The organism is Pseudomonas sp. Marseille-P9899 (assembly GCF_903166565.1).
Classification (GTDB): domain Bacteria; phylum Pseudomonadota; class Gammaproteobacteria; order Pseudomonadales; family Pseudomonadaceae; genus Aquipseudomonas; species Aquipseudomonas huaxiensis.
Genome location: NZ_CAESCG010000001.1, coordinates 903,094 through 920,147, shown reverse-complemented (window position 1 = coordinate 920,147; position 17,054 = coordinate 903,094). Strand labels below are relative to the sequence as shown.

At 65.7% G+C, this 17,054-nt stretch carries 14 protein-coding genes; 3 read left to right on the top strand and 11 right to left on the bottom strand.

Annotated features, from left to right (window positions below):
- Window positions 1-238 precede the first annotated feature (238 nt).
- Window positions 239-1,837 carry an ABC transporter substrate-binding protein gene (locus HWV67_RS04140; RefSeq protein ID WP_175650049.1) on the top strand — a complete coding sequence of 533 codons (1,599 nt, stop codon included), beginning with the start codon at window positions 239-241 and terminating at the stop codon, window positions 1,835-1,837.
- A gap of 354 nt (window positions 1,838-2,191) precedes the next feature.
- On the opposite strand, the gene HWV67_RS04135 is transcribed toward HWV67_RS04140, so the two are convergent.
- On the bottom strand, window positions 2,192-4,435 hold the full coding sequence (locus HWV67_RS04135; RefSeq protein ID WP_175650048.1) for a TonB-dependent receptor: 2,244 nt from the start codon (window positions 4,433-4,435) through the stop codon (window positions 2,192-2,194).
- 251 nt (window positions 4,436-4,686) lie between these two features.
- On the opposite strand from HWV67_RS04135, the gene HWV67_RS04130 reads away from it, so the two are divergent.
- Window positions 4,687-5,352, top strand: a complete 666-nt coding sequence (locus tag HWV67_RS04130) for a hypothetical protein (protein WP_175650047.1) — start codon at window positions 4,687-4,689, stop codon at window positions 5,350-5,352.
- Window positions 5,353-5,394: 42 nt separating this feature from the next.
- Here HWV67_RS04130 and HWV67_RS04125 read toward each other — a convergent pair whose 3' ends face one another.
- From HWV67_RS04125 to HWV67_RS04080, 10 genes are all read right to left on the bottom strand, one after another.
- Window positions 5,395-6,318, bottom strand: coding sequence for an alpha/beta hydrolase fold domain-containing protein (locus HWV67_RS04125; RefSeq protein WP_175650046.1), 924 nt, complete (start codon window positions 6,316-6,318; stop codon window positions 5,395-5,397).
- Window positions 6,319-6,431: 113 nt separating this feature from the next.
- On the bottom strand, window positions 6,432-7,712 hold the full coding sequence (locus HWV67_RS04120; RefSeq protein ID WP_175650045.1) for an OprD family porin: 1,281 nt from the start codon (window positions 7,710-7,712) through the stop codon (window positions 6,432-6,434).
- A gap of 48 nt (window positions 7,713-7,760) precedes the next feature.
- Window positions 7,761-8,630: an aldose 1-epimerase gene (locus tag HWV67_RS04115; RefSeq protein WP_175650044.1), complete on the bottom strand. Its 870-nt coding sequence runs from the start codon at window positions 8,628-8,630 to the stop codon at window positions 7,761-7,763.
- Window positions 8,631-8,721: 91 nt separating this feature from the next.
- Complete coding sequence (locus tag HWV67_RS04110) at window positions 8,722-9,813, bottom strand: mandelate racemase/muconate lactonizing enzyme family protein (RefSeq protein ID WP_175650043.1); 1,092 nt, start codon at window positions 9,811-9,813, stop codon at window positions 8,722-8,724.
- Window positions 9,810-10,619, bottom strand: coding sequence for an NAD-dependent epimerase/dehydratase family protein (locus HWV67_RS04105; protein WP_175650042.1), 810 nt, complete (start codon window positions 10,617-10,619; stop codon window positions 9,810-9,812). Before HWV67_RS04105 ends, HWV67_RS04110 begins: the two co-directional genes overlap by 4 nt.
- Before the next feature lie 165 nt (window positions 10,620-10,784).
- Window positions 10,785-12,074: an MFS transporter gene (locus HWV67_RS04100; protein WP_175650041.1), complete on the bottom strand. Its 1,290-nt coding sequence runs from the start codon at window positions 12,072-12,074 to the stop codon at window positions 10,785-10,787.
- Between the two features lie 85 nt (window positions 12,075-12,159).
- Entirely contained in the window at window positions 12,160-12,453 is a 294-nt protein-coding gene (locus tag HWV67_RS04095) for a Dabb family protein (RefSeq protein WP_095155167.1), read from the bottom strand.
- A gap of 14 nt (window positions 12,454-12,467) precedes the next feature.
- Window positions 12,468-13,874, bottom strand: coding sequence for an aldehyde dehydrogenase (NADP(+)) (locus tag HWV67_RS04090; RefSeq protein ID WP_175650040.1), 1,407 nt, complete (start codon window positions 13,872-13,874; stop codon window positions 12,468-12,470).
- A gap of 11 nt (window positions 13,875-13,885) precedes the next feature.
- The gene (locus HWV67_RS04085) at window positions 13,886-14,332 is read right to left on the bottom strand and encodes a nuclear transport factor 2 family protein (RefSeq protein WP_175650039.1); all 447 of its coding nucleotides are present in this window, start codon (window positions 14,330-14,332) and stop codon (window positions 13,886-13,888) included.
- Between the two features lie 3 nt (window positions 14,333-14,335).
- Window positions 14,336-15,145 (bottom strand): ribonuclease activity regulator RraA, encoded by an 810-nt coding sequence (locus tag HWV67_RS04080; RefSeq protein ID WP_095155170.1) that lies wholly within the window; start codon window positions 15,143-15,145, stop codon window positions 14,336-14,338.
- A 176-nt stretch (window positions 15,146-15,321) separates the two neighbouring features.
- On the opposite strand from HWV67_RS04080, the gene HWV67_RS04075 reads away from it, so the two are divergent.
- Window positions 15,322-16,929: an IclR family transcriptional regulator domain-containing protein gene (locus tag HWV67_RS04075; RefSeq protein WP_175650038.1), complete on the top strand. Its 1,608-nt coding sequence runs from the start codon at window positions 15,322-15,324 to the stop codon at window positions 16,927-16,929.
- The last annotated feature ends 125 nt before the right edge of the window (window positions 16,930-17,054 follow it).

The window sequence follows — 17,054 nt, the reverse complement described above, 5'->3', positions numbered from 1 at the left end:
TGTTTTTCATGTGATGGCGGGGAGGATAAGGAGCGCAGGTCGGGGTTGTCCATTGATTCAGAGGCAAGCAGCCGCCCCGCTGAACTGTTGATGCACTGCTCCAGCAGCAACAGCGCACTGCTTGCCAGGCAACAATCAGCCACCGTTTTGCGCCTGAAAACCCTGCCCCGCCGGCCTTTGCGGCACATGGCGCGAAACCTGCTCTGACCCATCGATTGGACAGTCAAAAGGCCCGCTCATGAGTTACGACAACGCCCCCTTCTCCCGCCGCCGCTTTATCGGCAACAGCCTCGCCCTCGGTGGCCTGGCCCTCGGTGGCCTGGCCCTCGGTGGCAGCCTGCTCGCCGGCTGCGGCGACGACAGCCAGCCCGCTGCAACAGCCCTGATCAGCAGTGGCCCGCGCCAGGGCGGACGCCTGCGCCTGGGCATTCTTGATGGCAGCAAAAGCGGCAACCTCGACGCCCACAAGCCGACCGGCAGCGGCATCGTTCGCGGCTTCGCGCTGTACAGCAAGCTCTGGGAGTGGGACGAAAACATGCTGCCGCGCCTGGCCCTGGCCGAGGAAGCCGAGGTCAGCCCGGACGGCAAGGTCTGGACCCTGCGGTTGCACAAGGACCTGGAATTCCATCACGGCAAGACCATCGATGCCGACGACCTGATCTTCTCGATCCGCCGCCTCACCGACCCGCAACTCGCCTCGCCCTACGCCGCGCTGCTGCACTGGATCGACCGCGACAACCTGGAAAAACTCGACAACCGCACGATCCGCGTTCGCTTCAAGGACGGCGCCGGCTTTGTGCCGCTGCCGGAAACCTGGGTCAATTTCGGCGGCATCGTGCCGGTGGATTACCACCCGGTCAGCAACCCGGTCGGCGCCGGCCCGTACAAGCTGAAGAGCTTCAACCCCGGCCAGCGCTCGCTGTTCACCCGTTTCGAGAACTACTACAAGCCCGGCCGGCCCTATGCCGACGAGCTGGAAATCATCGAGTTCAAGGACCAGACCACCCGCCTCGCCGCCTTGCAGGCCGGGCAGATCGACATGGCCAACGCCCTGGCCAACGAGCACCTCAAGGTGATCGAAAGCGACCCGCGCCTGCAGTTGATCAGCTCGGTCACCGGCAACTGGCTGAGCCTGGACATGAACACCCAGAAAGCCCCGTTCAATGACCCGCGAGTACGCCAGGCCTTCCGCCTGCTGGCGGATCGCGATGAGCTGGTGAAGCGCGTGCTCAATGGCCAGGGCCGGGTGGCCAACGACCTGTACGCACCGAACGACCCGACCTTCGACCACAGCATCCCACCGCGCAAACACGACCTGGAGCAGGCCCGGACGCTGCTGCGCGAAGCTGGCCAGGAACACCTCAAGCTGGACCTGGTGGCCGAGCAGAACAGCGTCGCCCTTGCGTCCGCGCTGGTCTACGCCGAACAGGCGCGCCGTGCCGGGGTCGAGATCAATGTGCGCCAGGTCGATAGCGCCACATTCAATGGCCCGCAGCACACCGAATGGACCTTCAGCACTGGCGGCAGCATCGGCGCGCCGTTCCTGACCTGCGCCCTGCATGCGGATGCGCCGGTGTCGGTGGCAAACAAGACCCACTTCGACGACCCGCGCTTCTCCGAACTGTTCCTCAAGGCGCTGGCCGAGCCCGACCTGGAAAAACGCAAGCCGCTGGTGCATGAAGCGCAGCGCATCCAGTACGACCGGGGTGGGTTGTTGGTGTGGGGCTATGCCAATTTGCTGGATGGTTTCTCGCAGCGGGTGGGGGGTGCGGCGGCGGAGAAAACGTTGTTTCCGACGTGGCGGTTTGATCAGTTGTGGTTGAAGGGTGGGGCCTGAGGTTTAGTCCTCATCGCTGCATGGGTATCAGCCACTTGCGATCGGTGGGAGCGGATTCACCGGGCGCCGGACCGCCGCGAAGGGCCGCAAAGCGGCCCTAAATCCATCCAGCACGCTATTTCCCGCCTGATCTGGATCTTACATTCAGAAATCCTGAGGTCGAAAAGAATTACCGAACATAGACAGCCACCTCGTGCTGGATGGCTTTGGGGCCGCTTTGCGGCCCTTCGCGGCGGTCCGGCGCCCGGTGAATCCGCTCCCACAGAATTGTGAATGGCCACCGCTTTGTGATTGCCTGCGAGATGGTCAGCGCTGGCAAGCCACGCGCCGCAAAGCGCGTGGCCCTTGCCCCAATCAGAAGTGCGTCGTCACCGACACCCCATACGTGCGCCGATCACCCCGCGCATCCCAGGCGATATCGAACGGCAGCGGCACGCTGTCGGTCTTGTAGCGCTTGTCGGTGAGGTTGTTGACGTAGCCGCTGACGTCCAGGTCATTACGCCCGCCGAAGTGGTACGTCAGGCTGGCGTTACCCAAGGTGTAGCCGCCCTGCGAAACGCTGTGGTCTTCCTGCGCAGTCGGCAGGAAGAAGATCCGGCTCTGGTAGCGCCAGCTATTGTCGAGGGTCAGTGCATCACCGCCTGACAGCGGAATGCGGTAGCTCGCCCCCACCGACAACGTGCGCGACGGCGAACGGGCAATGCGGTTGCCGGAGTAATCCGGGCCACCTTCCGAAGCAAAGTCCTTCAGCTCGGTATGCAGCAAGCCAAGGGAGCCGCGCACTTGCAGGTTCTGGATCGGCAACGCCTGCAACTCGAACTCGGCACCGCGGATCACCCCACTACCGCTGTTGGTCAGCAACGACACCACTTCGCCGTTGCTCACCATGACGTTGTTCACCTGGATATCGGCGTAGTCGTAGTAGAAGACATTGGCGTTGGCGATCAGGCGCTCGTCGAACCACTCGCTCTTGATCCCCAGCTCGTAGGCATCGACGTTCTCCGGCGCCACCACCGAGGTTTCCGCCTGCACCGTCGCGCCGCCGTTGAAGCCACCGGAGCGGAAGCCCTTGGCGTAGCGGAAGTAGACGCGGGCGTTGTCGTTCAACTGGTATTCGGGGGTGAAATCGTACGTCAGCTTGCTCCAGGTGCGCTTCTCGTCCTGCACGGCCACGGTGGCGAGGTCGCCGCTGTAGTTTTTCCACCAATGATCGCTGCTGCCGAAGGCAACGGAATCGGCGCCCGGTGCGGAGACGCGGTGCAGGTCGATGTCCTTGGTCTCGCGGGTCCAGCGCAGGCCCAGGGTCAGGCTCAGGTCGTCGGTGGCCTGCCAGGTGCTGCTGCCGAACAGCGCGTAGCTGGTGGTGGTCTGGTCGAGGTCGGTACGGCCATAGCTGGCCACCCCGAATGGCGCGTTGTAGGCGGTCGGCAGGATGGCGCTGCTGCTGGAACTGTCGAGGCTTTCGTGGAACAGGTGGGTGCCGACGATCCAGCTCACCGGCTGGTTCTTCGGCGAGGACAGGCGCAGTTCCTGCGACACCTGGCGCCAGTGGTCATCGGCATAGGATCGGCCGAATTCGTAGATGCCCATGTTCGGCCCCTGGGCCTTTTCGTGGACATCATCCAGGGCGGTGATCGAGTCCAGCGTCAGCTCGCCCAGCTCCCATTGCAGGTTCAACTGCACGCCGTTGCGCTCGACGCGGTCCTCGGCCTTGCCGGTGTACGCCGCTTCATCGTCCTTCAACGACGGCGCCGGACCGAACAGCGTGGTGCCGCCGGGGCCTGCGCCCCAGGCGCGGGTCGGAATGCCCTGGCCCTTGTAGTCGCGGGCGCGTACTTGCAGGGTGGCCTGCAAGGTGTCGCTCAGGCGCGCGAGGATCTGCGCACGCACCGCCTGGTCGTGGACGTCGCCATAGGTATGGTCGTCCACCAGATTCTTCAGTTGGCCATCCTTGCTCTGATCGACGAAGGCCACTCGCGCTGCCAGCCGGTCCTCCACCAGGGTGCCGCCGTAGGCGCCCTCGTAGAGCCGCGAATCGTAGTTGCCGGCGTCTACCTTGAAGTAGCCATTGCCCTCTTCGAAAGCCGGCTTGCGCGAAACGAAGTTGATCGCCCCGCCGGTGGTGTTCTTGCCCCACAGCGTGCCTTGCGGACCGCGCAGGATCTCCACCCGTTCCAGATCATAGAGCGGACCGCCGGTGGCGATATGCGGGCTGATATAGGTGTCATCGACATAGATGCCCACCGGGTAGACCGTGGTCGACGCCATATCGCCCGAGCCCATGCCGCGGATGTACCAGCGCGGCCGCTGGTTGCCGGCGAACTCCGGGGCGATGGCGTTGGGCACATCCTGCAGCGCCTTGCCGGCAGTGAAGCCGCCGCCGGTATTGCGGATGCTGTCGCCGGACACCGCAGACACTGCGGAGGCCACATCCTGCAGCGACTCCTCGCGCTTCTGCGCGGTCACCGTGACCGTGGGCAAAGCGTCCTGGTTCTTCACCGAAGCGTCTTCGCTTTCAGCGGCCAGCACCCCCTGGACAGGCAGCACGGCGGCAGCGATCAACAACGCCAGGCTATGGCGACGGAACGGAACATTCATGTGGGCAGATCTCTTTTTTCAAGTTTCTGCCCGTATGGCAAGGCCCGTGCCAAGCGCTGCAGGCCAAGCAGGCCGTGGGTTCGGCCGGCGTGATGAAGTTGACTGCTGCGTCAGAAGCAGTGTGCCAGCAGCGGTGTGTTGCCTGGGATGCAAGTTGCCATCATCCTCTTGAGTCCGCGCACGGCCCGCCGTTAACCTGCATGCTGCGCCTCGCGGCGAGAAAGCCCCCTCCACTCAGCAAGGACGTGCAAATGGGTCAGCTCAAAGAAGTACTTAGCTCGTTTAACGGTGATGCGTTTTCAGAAGCACGGGAGCAGGTAGAGACGCTGTTTGAACTGGGCGCCACGCGTGCCGCGCTGATGGAACTTGAACTGAACCAACACCTGAACGCCCTGCTGGCGAACGATGACGGCGACCAGAGCATTCCTGTGTCGAGCATCATTGGTGCGTACTCGCACGTTCACGCAATGACCCGCTATACAGACCCGAATCATATCGTCGCCACCTTCAGAAACGCCCTGACCAAGGCCGTGACGGTTGGGCGTTTCAGGGCCATCGACAGCATCAGCGTCCTGCTTGCCGAGAGCCTGAAGTCGGCCTTGCAAGACCCCAACACCCACACCGAGGGCAAAGCGCTATATGTGGTGCTGGCGGATGGGCAGTCGCTGGTGAGGCTGGACATCAAGATGTGGTACGCCGATGTACCGTCCCACACCCTGCACAAGGCCGCGGAGAAAATCGTGGTCGTCTCTGCGGTCAAATCGACGATCGACGTTACCCGGCTGACGCTGAATACCTTTCTCAACATCTATCAGCGCCAGTTGAGGGGCGGCTCCGTGGGAGGGAGTGATCTCATGAGAGAAATCGAAGACATTGCCGCGTTGTTCAGGGCGTTGAAGCGGGTTCACGAGGCGTAGTCGGTGTTGCTCGCGATACTGTCATCGCGAGCAAGCTCGCTCCTACGGGAGGAGGCGTGCGTGCAGCCAATGGGCAATGTCGTCCCACAGTCGCTCTACCCGCTCTACCCCGAACGCCCGCAACCCGGAATGCACCAGCCCTTCCACCACCCGCACTTCGGCTTCTCCACCCGCCTCCCGCAACGCCTCGCCATAGGCGACCCCGTGATCCCGTAGAGGGTCGATCCCGGCCACGCCGATAAAGGCCGGGGCCAAGGCGCTGAAGTCGCTGGCTTCCAGCGGCATGGCGCAGGTGTCGAGGCGCTGGTGGGCATTTGGCAGGTAGCCCGCCAGCGATTTGTTCAAGCCCACGACGTTGAGCATCGGCGCCTGGGCGTGTTGGTGCATCGACGGCAGGTGGTCCCGCGCGGTCAGCACCGGATAGGCCAGCATCTGGCCCAGCGGCTGGGGCTGGGCATCGCGACGCAGGGCCAGGCACACGCTCGCCGCGAGGCTGCCGCCAGCGCTGTCGCCGCCGACGACCAGACGCTCGCGACTCAGCTCGACATCGATCAGCCCACGACGCAGCCCGTGCCAAGCCGCCAGGCAATCGTCCAGCGGCGCCGGGTAGCAATGCTCCGGCGCCAGTCGGTAATCCGTGGCGACGATGGCGATCTTCACTCGGGTTGCCAGGGCGTAGGCGAACCAGTCGTGGGTGTCGAGGCTGCCCAGGTCCCAGCCGCCACCATGCAGGTACAGCAGCGTCGGCCAGCCACCGTCGGGAGTCTCGCCTTGTGGTTTGTAGAGCCGCAGGCGCAGGCCATCGAGCGAGTGATCGGCCACCCGCAACCCCGCCGGTTTTGCCGGGGTGCAGGCCAGGCAAGCGCGCAGGAAAGCTTCGCGGCGGGCGTTGATGTCGCCGCTGACGGGAGCAAAGCGCTGCGCGGCTTCGACGTAAGCACGGATATCAGGATCAAGCGTTTTCATTGGGACTCCGGAGAAGCAGTTGCAAGCGGCAAGCGACAAGCCGCAAGTAAAGGCAGGCCGTGTCGCCGCCGCTTTTCTATTGCCGCTTGAAGCATGCAACTTGAAGCTCGCCGCTAGAAAAGCGGCAAGGTGTACGCCAGGATCACCCGGTTTTCATCGCGCCGGCCGGTGGCGTCGCCTTGCAACTGGACGTTGCGCCAGCGCAGGGCGAGGTTTTTCAGCGGGCCGTTTTGCACGACGTAGGTGATGTCGATGTTGCGTTCCCACTCGCTGCCGTCTTCGCCCGCAACCTTGAAGTTGTCGCCCTTGACGTAACGGGCGAAGGCGCTCAGGCCGGGCACGCCGAGTGGCGCGAAGTCGAGGTCGTAGCGGGCCTGCCAGGAACGCTCCTGGGCGCGGTCAAAGCGCAGCACCTGGACGGCGTTGGCCGCCGCCGGCAAGTCGGTGTCGTGAATGAACGGCAAGGCGCTGTCGCCGGCGTTGTACTGGTAGCCGAGGCGGAAGGTCTGCGGGCCGAGGTTGGCGCTGAGCATGCCCGAAGTCATGCGACTGTCCAGCTTGCCGGCCTTCTCGGCGCCGGACTCGCCGGTGTCGAGGTAGTTGAGGGTGCCGCCGAGGGTCCAGTCACCGAGCTTGCGGCTGTGGGTGACGGTAGCCAGGTTCTGCTGGTAGACATCCTCCAGACGCCCGCCCCACAGGCCCGCCGACCACTGCGGGGTGATGCGCCAGGTGCCGCCGAGGTAGTTGAAGCGGTCGCTGAACACGCTGTAGTAGTTGCCCACCTGGATATCCCGGGCGCCGGCGAATTCCCGCTGGTTGACCTGACGCATCTGCCCGGCGCTGAGGTCGAGGTTGTCGATCTCGCGGACATCGAGCATGGCGCCTTCGAAGAATTGCGGCAGCAGCCGCGCATCACCGGAGCTGACCAGCGGGATTTTCGGGAACAGGCCACCGACCTTCAGCTCGCTCTTCGAGTACTTGAACTTGATGGCCGCGGTGGCTTCGGAAAACTGATCCACCGAACGCGGATCGGCGTTGCGCGGGCCACCGGCGCGGTCGTAGGCGCCTGGCAGCAGCGCGGTACCGCTGCGCGAGGGCGAAGAATCCAGCTTCAGGCCCAGGCCGGCGTAGAAGTCCACGCCGACACCAATGGTGCCCTCGGTGTAGCCCGACTCACCCTTGAGGATAAAGCCCTGGGCCCACTCCTCAAGCTTGGACTGGGCCGGCGCGGTGGAGTCGCGCAGGTCGTGGTTGTAGTAAAAGTTGCGCAGGGTCAGGTTGGCCTTGGCGTCGTCGAAGAACGCCGCGTGGGCGCCCAGTGGCGCGAGGCCGAGCAGCAGGGTGAGGGGTTTTGCGGTGCGAGCGAAGCCCGCCCCTTTCGAGGAGTCTTTCATTGTTTTTGTTCTCGTTTGTGGTGTTGGATCAAGGTTGCGCGGCAGGTCTCAAGGGCCTTGCCAGGTAAACGTCAGGGTTGCCTCCAGCGAGGCGCCGGGCGCCAGTTCGCGGGTGCCGGTTTCAGCCCAGGCGTCTCGCGGCTGATTGAAGGCATCAGCCAGGTGCGACACCGGTTCCAGGCACAGGTACGCGGAACCGGCCGGGGCAAAGGCGACGAAGTGGCTGAGCACGGGCGAGGCTTCAACGCTCAACCGACCTTGCGGGTAGTCCAGCTCAAGCTGGCCGTCCCAGCGCGACTGGTAGTGCGCCCGTCCAGCGCGGTCGTCGGCGGCGAGGGTCCAGGTCTGCGGCGCATCGTCGAACGCGCCGGTCGCCAGGTATTCCTCGTCGATCCGCCACTCACGGCCCGTCCGCCACCGCGCGCACATCCCCGCATGGCGCTGGAAGTACGGGTGCAAGCCGAGCCCGGCCGGCATCGATGTGTCACCGTTATTGCTCAGGCGCAGGGTGACGATCAGGCGGTTACCGTCGAGGACGAACGCCTGCTCGGCACGAAACGCCCAGGGCCAGTGCTCGCCCTGGTAATCGCAGCGGATCAGCGCCTGCCCGGCATCGGCGCTCAGCACTTGCCACGCTTGCGTGTGGCTTACGCCATGCAGGGTGTGCGGTCGCGCCGCCGGATGCGCCGGCAACGCATGCTCGACACCGTTGAACGCCAACCGCGCATTACGCAGCCGGTTGGAATACGGCACCAGCGGATAGGCACCCGCCCTTGGCCAGTCCAGCGGATCGAAGGCGTCGCTGGCGATCGGCAACAGCAGCTCCAACCCCTCGGCGCTCAGCCCGGCGATGCGCCCGCCCCACGCGGGCAGCAGGCGCAGGTTCCAGATCGAATTGCTCAGTACAACGGCTTGCATGGGACCTCCACTACCCGAAATCGGGCATGACCAACCCCTGCCGCCACTGGAAGCCAGTGGCGGAGGTTGACGATGGAATGAAGAGCCGCGATCAGTGGCGGCGGAAGCGCTCGATCACCTGCAGGTCGATATCCACGCCCAGGCCTGGGCCCTGCGGGATCTGCAACTGGTGGCCGCTGCGCAGCGCCTCGACCGGGTACAGCCAGTCCGCCGGCTCGACGAACAGGTACTCGATCTGCGGCACCCACGGCTGCACCGCTGCCAGGTGCAGGGTGGCGATCAGGCCGGGACCGAAGTACGGGCAGTGCGGCAGCACCACGGCGTCATGTTGGCGGGCCAGTTCGCCGATGCGCAGGGCTTCGGAAATCCCGCCGACCTTGGTCACGCTGGGCTGCACCGAGTCCACCGCGCCACGGAGGATGGCCTGTTCGAACTGCACCGCGGTGCACCAGTTCTCCCCCGCCGACAACGGCACGCCCTGCCCGCGCAAGCTGGCCAGGGTGGCGAAGTCTTCGGGCGGGAAGATCGGTTCTTCCAGCCAGGCCAGTTTCATCTCGCGCAGCGCCGGCAGCCACTCGCGGGTGTCGCTGACGCTCCAGCCGCAGTTGACGTCGGTAGCCATCGGCACCGCGTCGCCGATGGCGCGGCGGCAGGCGGCGATTTCATCGAGGGTCACTTCGTGCAGCTTGATATCGCGAAAACCCATGTCCAAGGCTTTTTCGCAGATGGCCGGGGCCACCTCGTTGTCGGCGTAGCGCACCAGGCTGGCGTAGGCCGGCACCTGCTCGCGCATGGATTCGCCCAGCAGACGATGCAGCGGCACGCCCTGGCGGCGGGCGCTCAGGTCCCACAGGCCGATGTCGACGCCGGAAATGGCAAACATCGTCACGCCGTAGCGCCCGAACAGGTGCAGGCGCAGTTGCAGCTCGCGGTTGAACGCCGGGATATCGGTAATCTCGCGGTTCAGCAGCAGCGGCGCGATCAGGCGGTCGATCAACGCCTTGGTCGCGTCGGCGACGAAGTAGCCGAACGCCTCGCCCCAGCCAACATTGCCGTGTTCGTCTTCAAGGCGGATCAGCACGTTTTCCAGGCTGTGCCAGGTGGTCGGGGTGATGCCCTGGCCCTTGCCGCCATCGTGGAAAGGAATCTCGACCACCTGGGTGTCGATGCGGACGATCTTCATACGCGCTCCAGCACACTGGCCAGGGGAACGCCGGCGTAGGCACCGCCGACATGGTCACGGCCCGAACCCACCGGGGCCATGGCTTCGTAAGGCAGGAAGTTGTCGGCCAGGTGCTCGCCGGCGTTGTCCTGCGGCGCATAGCCCAGTTCGCGGGCGCGGCGGTTGTGGAACAGCGGGTTAGGGCTTTCCGAGACGCCATAGACAATCTCGTTGCGCACCGCCGGATGCTCCAGGCCGATCAGCAGCAACTGCGCCAGGTCGCGGGCGCTGGTCCACATGCGCAGACGGCGGGCATCGGAGACTTTGGCGTCGGCATTGCCGATGCGCACGATGAAGGTCGCCAGGTCGCTGCGCAGGGAGAAGGTGGTGCAGGTCGCCTCGCCGAACACCTTGCTCAGGGCGTAGTAGCTGTCCGGGGCGACCGGCATGTCATCGAAATACTCGGCCTGGTCGCTGCGGTACTGGCCGAGCACATGGTGGCTGCTGGCAAAGACGAAACGCTTGACGCCAAAACGCTGCGCGGCTTCAAGCAGGTAGAGGGTGGCGTGGTAGTTGGGCTCGACGGTGCTCTGGAAGGCAATGTCGGTGCCGTGGGCACAGGCCAGGTGGACGATGCCATCGACGCCCTCGACCGCCTGTTGCACGAAGGCCGGGTCGGTCAGGTCGCCGACCAGCGCGCTTTCGCCGCTGACCAGCCCTTCGACGGGCTTGCGGTCCAGCAGGCGCAGCGTGTAGCGCTGGCGCAGGAAGGGCCGCAGCGCGGTCCCGACGATACCGGCGGCGCCGGTGACAAGTAGCGTAGGCATGACAGATTCCTGAAGATCATGTTGCCGCCGGCTCGCGAGCCGGCCATTTACAGGGTCTGGCGGTGATCCACCGCCGTCCCTGTCACCTTGGCCGGCCCGGGTTGGGGTCGGCCTTGCGCGGCGCACCGCGCTACGGGTTCCGGCCCGAAGGCCGGTGGTCAAGTATCAGGCCGCGGCGATAACCACGCCCTGCTTCGCCGGTTTCTGGCCGACAAAGAACGCCACGATCAATGCACCGAGAATGCCCAGCCCGCCGGCCAGGACAAAGCCGCTGCCGTAGGTGCCGGTGGCCTGGATGATGAAGCCGGTGACGGTCGGTGCAACGATACCGGAGAGGTTGGCCAGGCCGTGCATGAAGCCGCCGGCAGTGCCGACCTGATGATCGGGCACGGCGTCCTGGATCAGCGACCAGTAGGCCGGCGCGGTGAGCATCAGGAAGCCGATGGCGACGGTCATCACCGCCACGGTGGCGGTCACGCTCTGCACCTGGCCGGTGAGGCCGATGCACACCGCGGCGATCAGCAGGCAGGTGACCAGCACCACCTTGCGCGAGAACAGTTGCTTGCCGGTGCGCTTGAACACCCAGTCGATCAGCAGGCCGCCGCAGATGAAGCCGACGGTGCCCACCAGCCACGGCAGCGCAGTGACGATGCTCATGGCTTTCAGGTCGATGCCCTTGGCGTCGATCAGGTAGCTGGGGAACCAGGTCATGAAGAAATACAGGATGTAGTTGTAGCAGAACAGCGAGACGCCAGTGACCAGCACCGAGCGCTGCAGGATGATCTGCAACACCGGGGTGCGCGGCGCCTGCTCGGCCGTCATCACCGGCGCTTCGCGGCCTTCGTTGATATCAGCCAGTTCTTGCGGCGATACCTGCGGGTGCTCTTGCGGGGTCGAGGTTGCCAGGCGGTACCAGGCGATCGCCCAGAGCACGCCGATGACCGCGATCACCACAAAGGCCACGCGCCAGCCCAGCCACAGCGCGAGGAAGCCAACGATCGGACCGGCCAGGGCGCCGCCCAGCGGGCCGCCCGCCTGGTTGATGCCGATGGCGCGGGCGCGTTCCTTGATCGGGAACCAGCTGTTGACGGTCTTGTTGGCGGTGGTGGACACCGGACCTTCGCCGACGCCGAACAGCGCACGGACGATCAGCAGCGACCAGAAGTTGAAGGCCAGCGCGGTGGAACCGCACAGCAGCGACCAGAAACTCATCGACCAGGTCAGCACGCGCTTGGGCCCGAAGCGGTCGGCCAGGTAGCCGCCGACGAAGCAGAACAGCGCATAGCCAAAGAAGAAACTGCTGAAGATCATGCCTTTCTCGGAAGGCGTGAGGTGATATTCCTGGGTAATGAACGGCATGGCGATGGACAGCGCGGCCCGGTCGACATAGTTGATGATCATGGCGATGAACAGCATCGTCAGGATCGTCCAGCGGTAGTTCTTTTTCTTGTTCATGTACGTCTCCGTCCGGCGCCAGTGGCCACCGGATCTTGTTGTTATAGCGCCTGCCCCGAGGCAGCGGAACAGGCGCCTCTGAGGTCTAGACGCTGTAATCCACCGCCACCCACTCGAAGTACTGCTTCAAGTCCGCCACCAGGGCCTGGTGCGCGGGATGTGGCAGGTAACGCTCCACTGCGGCCGCGTCGTCGAAGCCCGCGTCGAGGATGTAGTCCCAGCAGATCGGGCGCTCCAGCTCGTTGGCGGCGACCTTCCAGTCACGGATGAAATCGATCTCCCCTTCCAGCGTGCGCATGCGCTCGACCAGGCGGGTTTCCAGCTCTGGCTGCGGCGCGACGCCGGCCAGGCGGCGGAACAGCACGACATGTCGCATCATCGCCCTGCCCTCCGTCAGCCCAGCACCCAGGCCGGCGCATCCTGCAGCGCGACGGGGCGCAGGAAGCGCTCCAGCGCGGCATAGCCGACCGAGGTGGTTTGCGGAGTGGTCGACGACGGCCACGGACCGCCATGCTGCTGGGCATGGCAGACCGCAACGCCGGTCGGCACGCCGCCGAACAGCACGCGCCCGGAAATCGCTTCGGCGGCGCGCAGCAGTTGGCGGTTGTCCTCGCTCGGCGCCTCCGCGCCCCACAGGGTGGTGGTCAGGCTGCCGCCCACCGCCTGCAGCACCTCGATGATCTGCGCGGGCGACTGGGCACTGACCACCAGCGCGGCCGGGCCGAACATCTCTTCATGCAGGTGCGGATTGGCAATGAACGCTGCCGCCTCGGTCGCGAACAAGCGTGGCGCCGGACCGACGCCATCGGCCGCCGGTTCGAACACCGCGCGGGCATGGCTGGCGACCGTGGCCGCGGCGGCTTCGAAGCCCTGCTGCATGCCCGGCGTGAGCATACGATGCGTGGCGATCGGCGCAATGGCCGTCGCCAGTTGGGCGACGAAGCGCTCGCTGAGTTCCGAGGCCAGCAGCACGATCAGGCCCGGGCTGGTGCAGAACTGACCGCAACCAAGGGTGATCGACGCCGCCAGGGTCTTGGCCAGGCCTTCGCTGTCTTTTTCAAGAGCCGCGGGCAACGCCACCAACGGGTTGATCGAGCCCAGTTCACCGTAGAACGGCACCGGACGCGGGCGGTCATTGGCCGCCTGCCACAGGGCCTTGCCGCCCTGATAGGAGCCGGTGAACGCCACCGCGGCGATTCCCGGGTGCTGGACCAGATAGGTGCCGCCAGCGCGAGAGGTGTTGTCGATCAGGGTCAGCACGCCTTCCGGCAGGCCCTGTTGGCGCACCACGGCGGCGGCCAGTTCGAACACTGCGCGGGACAGTTGCGGGTGGCCGGAGTGAGCCTTGACCACCACCGGGCAACCGGCGGCCAGCGCCGAGGCGGTATCGCCGCCCAGCACCGAGAAGGCGAACGGGAAGTTGCTCGCGGAGAACATGGCGACCGGGCCGAGGGCCCGTTGCACCCGCACCAGCGCCGGACGCCCGGCTGGCGGCGCACCGGCAACGGCTTCACTGACGACCTGGCGGTACGGCACGCCAGCCTCGACTTCGCTGGCGAAACCGCGCAGCTGGAACGCCGTGCGCGCCACTTCGCCATTCAGGCGCGCTTCGCCCAGGCCGCTTTCGCGGTCGGCGATGGCGACCAGTTCAGCCTGTTGGCGTTCCAGTGCATCGGCCAGCCCACGCAGCAGGCCGGCGCGCACGGCGGCGCTGGATTCGGCCCAGAAACCGGCGGCGGCAACCGCCTTGGCGACGGTCTGGTCGATGATCGCCAGGGAAGGGTCTTGATGATCGGTCATGGCAGGCTCCTTCAGCGTGCGTTCGGTTCGAGGTGATAGCCGCGGCCGGTGTAGTCGAAGGCCACCAGCTCGTTGATCGGCACCTCCTTGTCCGCCGGCGAGGCGTAGTAGGCGCGGATTTCCTTGATCAGGCCGGTGGCTTCGTCGAACACGTACCACTCGTCACCGCGCAGCGCGGTGCCTTGTTTGCTTTTCCAGTGGGTCCACTCGATCACCGCTTCAAAGCTGTCGTGGCTGACCAGGATCTTCTCGATGGTCCACTGCGAACCGAGGTTCTCCACGCACCAGACCCATTTGCGGGCGATGGTGTCGGCGCCGCGCCACGGCACTTCCGGCAGGCCGGCGGGGAAGTAATGCACGGCGTCGGGAGTGAAGCAGGACACCAGCTTGTCGTAGTCGGCCTCGTTGCAGGCATCGAAGTAGCGACGGATCAGTTGCGCGTGTTGGTGCTCGGCCACGGCTCAGCCCTCTTTCTTGTCGATGATCGACGGGATCGCCGGGCGGCCGCTGGCCACCCAGGCGTGGTAGTCGGAAACCGACGTCGGGCTCGGCGGGTACACGCCCCATAGCGGTTCGCCGGAGGCGATGCGCATCGCCAGGTAGTGCTCGATGTCGTCCTGCACGGTGCAGACCTCGGCCAGTTCCTCGGCCAGGTGCGCTGGGACCACGGTCAGGCCGTCGGCGTCGCCGACGATGATGTCGCCGGGGTACACGGCAACACCGGCGCAGCCGATCGGCACTTGCAGGTCGGCAACGTGGTGGTAGGAGATGCGGGTGGTGGCGGTGATCTCGCGGGCATAGGCCGGCAGGTTCATCGCGGCGATCTCGCTGCCGTCGCGCAACGCGCCGTCGGTAACGATGGCCTTGGCGCCACGGGCCAGCAGGCGGGTCACCAGGATATTGCCGGCGGAGGCCGCGGCCGGGTCGTTGCGGCTGTCGATCACCAGCACGTCGCCCGCTTGCACCTGCTCAACGCCGACCCATTGCAGGTTGTCGTCATTGGGCTTGGTGGTCATGGTCTGGTAGGTGTCGATGTCTTCGCGGGCCGGGATAAAGCGCATGGTGAAGGCACGGCCGGCGAACGGCTTGGTGTCGCGGCTCATGGCGCGCAGGCCGACCAGCGCCGGCTGGCGGAAGCCGCGCTTGAACAACTGGGTGGTCAGCGAACCGCTGCTGCAGGCGGCCAGTTTCGCCAGCGTCGCATCGCTGACTTCGACCTTCTTGCCCGAGGCGCTTTCGTGGGCGTCGGAATAGGTGTGGATGACGGACATTCTTATAGGTTCTCCAGGCAGGATTTCATCCGATGGGCGGCCGGCAGAAAATCCCACAATGTGGAACAAAGGCCGGCTTCAAGCCCCGCTGAGGTCGATTCTATGGGGGAAAAACTGCCCGGAAAGGGGCAGAATCAGCCCCATGACAGTCGCGTTCCAACTGATGGGAATTACCGATGAAAACAGGTGAAGGCACCGCCGCCCTCGAAAAAGCCCTCGATGTGCTCCAGGCCATTGGCGCCATGCCGTCGGGCATCACCCAGGCGCGGCTGGCCGAGCAGGTGCAACTGCCGCGCACCACGCTGTACCGGATTCTCGCGACCTTGGTGGAGCGCGGCATGATCCGCCGCGACCCGACGCGCAAGGTTTACCGGCTGGGTTTCAACTATCTGGAGATGGTCCGTAACGCCTACCTGGAGCCGGACCTGGTGGCCGCCGCCAGCGCCGAATTGCGGGCCTTGCGCGACCTCACCGGCGAGACCTCGTACCTGGCGGTGCTGGACGGCAATCAGGTGTTGTCGCTGGAGCGCTGCGACGGCGCCCACACCCTGCGCTCGGCCGCCAGCCTCGGCCAGGGCAAGCCGGTGTATTGCACGGGGCAAGGCAAGGCGATCCTGTCCGCCCTCGCCCCGCTTGCCCGCGACGAGATTCTCAAAGGCCTGGTGCTGGAGCCGCTGACACCGCTGACCATCACCGACCGCCGTCGCCTGCTGGCCGAATTGCAGATTACCCGCACCCGCGGCTACGCCCTCGACGACGAGGAAATCCGCCTCGGCGTGCGCTGCGTGGCGGCGCCGATCATCGACAAGCAAGGCGTGGTGCGCGGCGCCCTCAGCGTCGCCGGACCTGCGTACCGCTTGACCCTGGAGCGCCTGACCCTGCTCGGCCCGGAACTTGCCGACGCCGCGCGGCGGGTGGGCGAACAGTTACGCCCGGAACCGGCGCAACGCCCGTCCGGGGCGCTGGGCGTGGTGCCGGCGCCCTGGGCGTTTCATGGCGCCTTTGCGCGCTGGCATGCGCCGAGCAAGACGCTGTATTGGGCCGACACCCTGGCGCCGGCGATCCATTGCTGGGACGGACACGCCAGCCGCCTGCTGACCCGCCTCGACATGCCGGTGCGGGCGATGGAACTGCACCGCGACGGTTTGCTGGTGGCCCAGGCCGGTGGCTGGTCATTGATCGACTGGCAGGGTCAGGAGCACTCGATGCAAGACCTGCTCGGCAGCCGCCTGCTGGCGTTGGCCAGCCATCCCGGCGGCGGGCTCTGGGCTTGTGCGCGAACGGCCGGCGGTTGCCAGATCGGCGAAATGAGCGCCGAAGGCGACCTGCGCCACGGCTGGAACCTGAGCGAGCAGATCAGCAGCTTCCGCTGGGACGCCAGCGGCAGCGCGGTATTTGCCATCGCCCCCGAGACTGGCGACATCCTGCGCCTGCAGCCGGGCAGCAACGCGGTGCGCCGCCTGGCCTCACTGCCCCGCGGCGGCGGTAGCCTCAGCGGCCTGGCGCTGGATGCGCAAGGCGGCGTCTGGACCACCCAGCGCGACGGCTGGAGCCTGGCGCGCTTCGACGCCGAGGGCAATCTGGACCGCATGATCGGCCTGCCGGTGCCCTGCCCGACCGACCTGTGTTTTGGCGGCGAGGACCTGCGCACGTTGTTCATTACCAGCGCCCGGCAGGAGTTGAAGCTGGAGGCGCTGGGCAGTGCGCCGGATTCCGGGTGCGTGCTGCAAGTGCAGACCGAGGTGAGTGGGCAGGTGGGCGTGGCGGTCAGCGGGGTGTTTTAAACCGCAGCGATGAAGCCCTGAAGATCAATTCCATAAAGCTATTAATAAATACGAATTCATTATTTCTGGTTCTAACCGGAAATCCGTAGTCTGCGCTCATGGCCCCACGCTTCAGACCAAGGAAT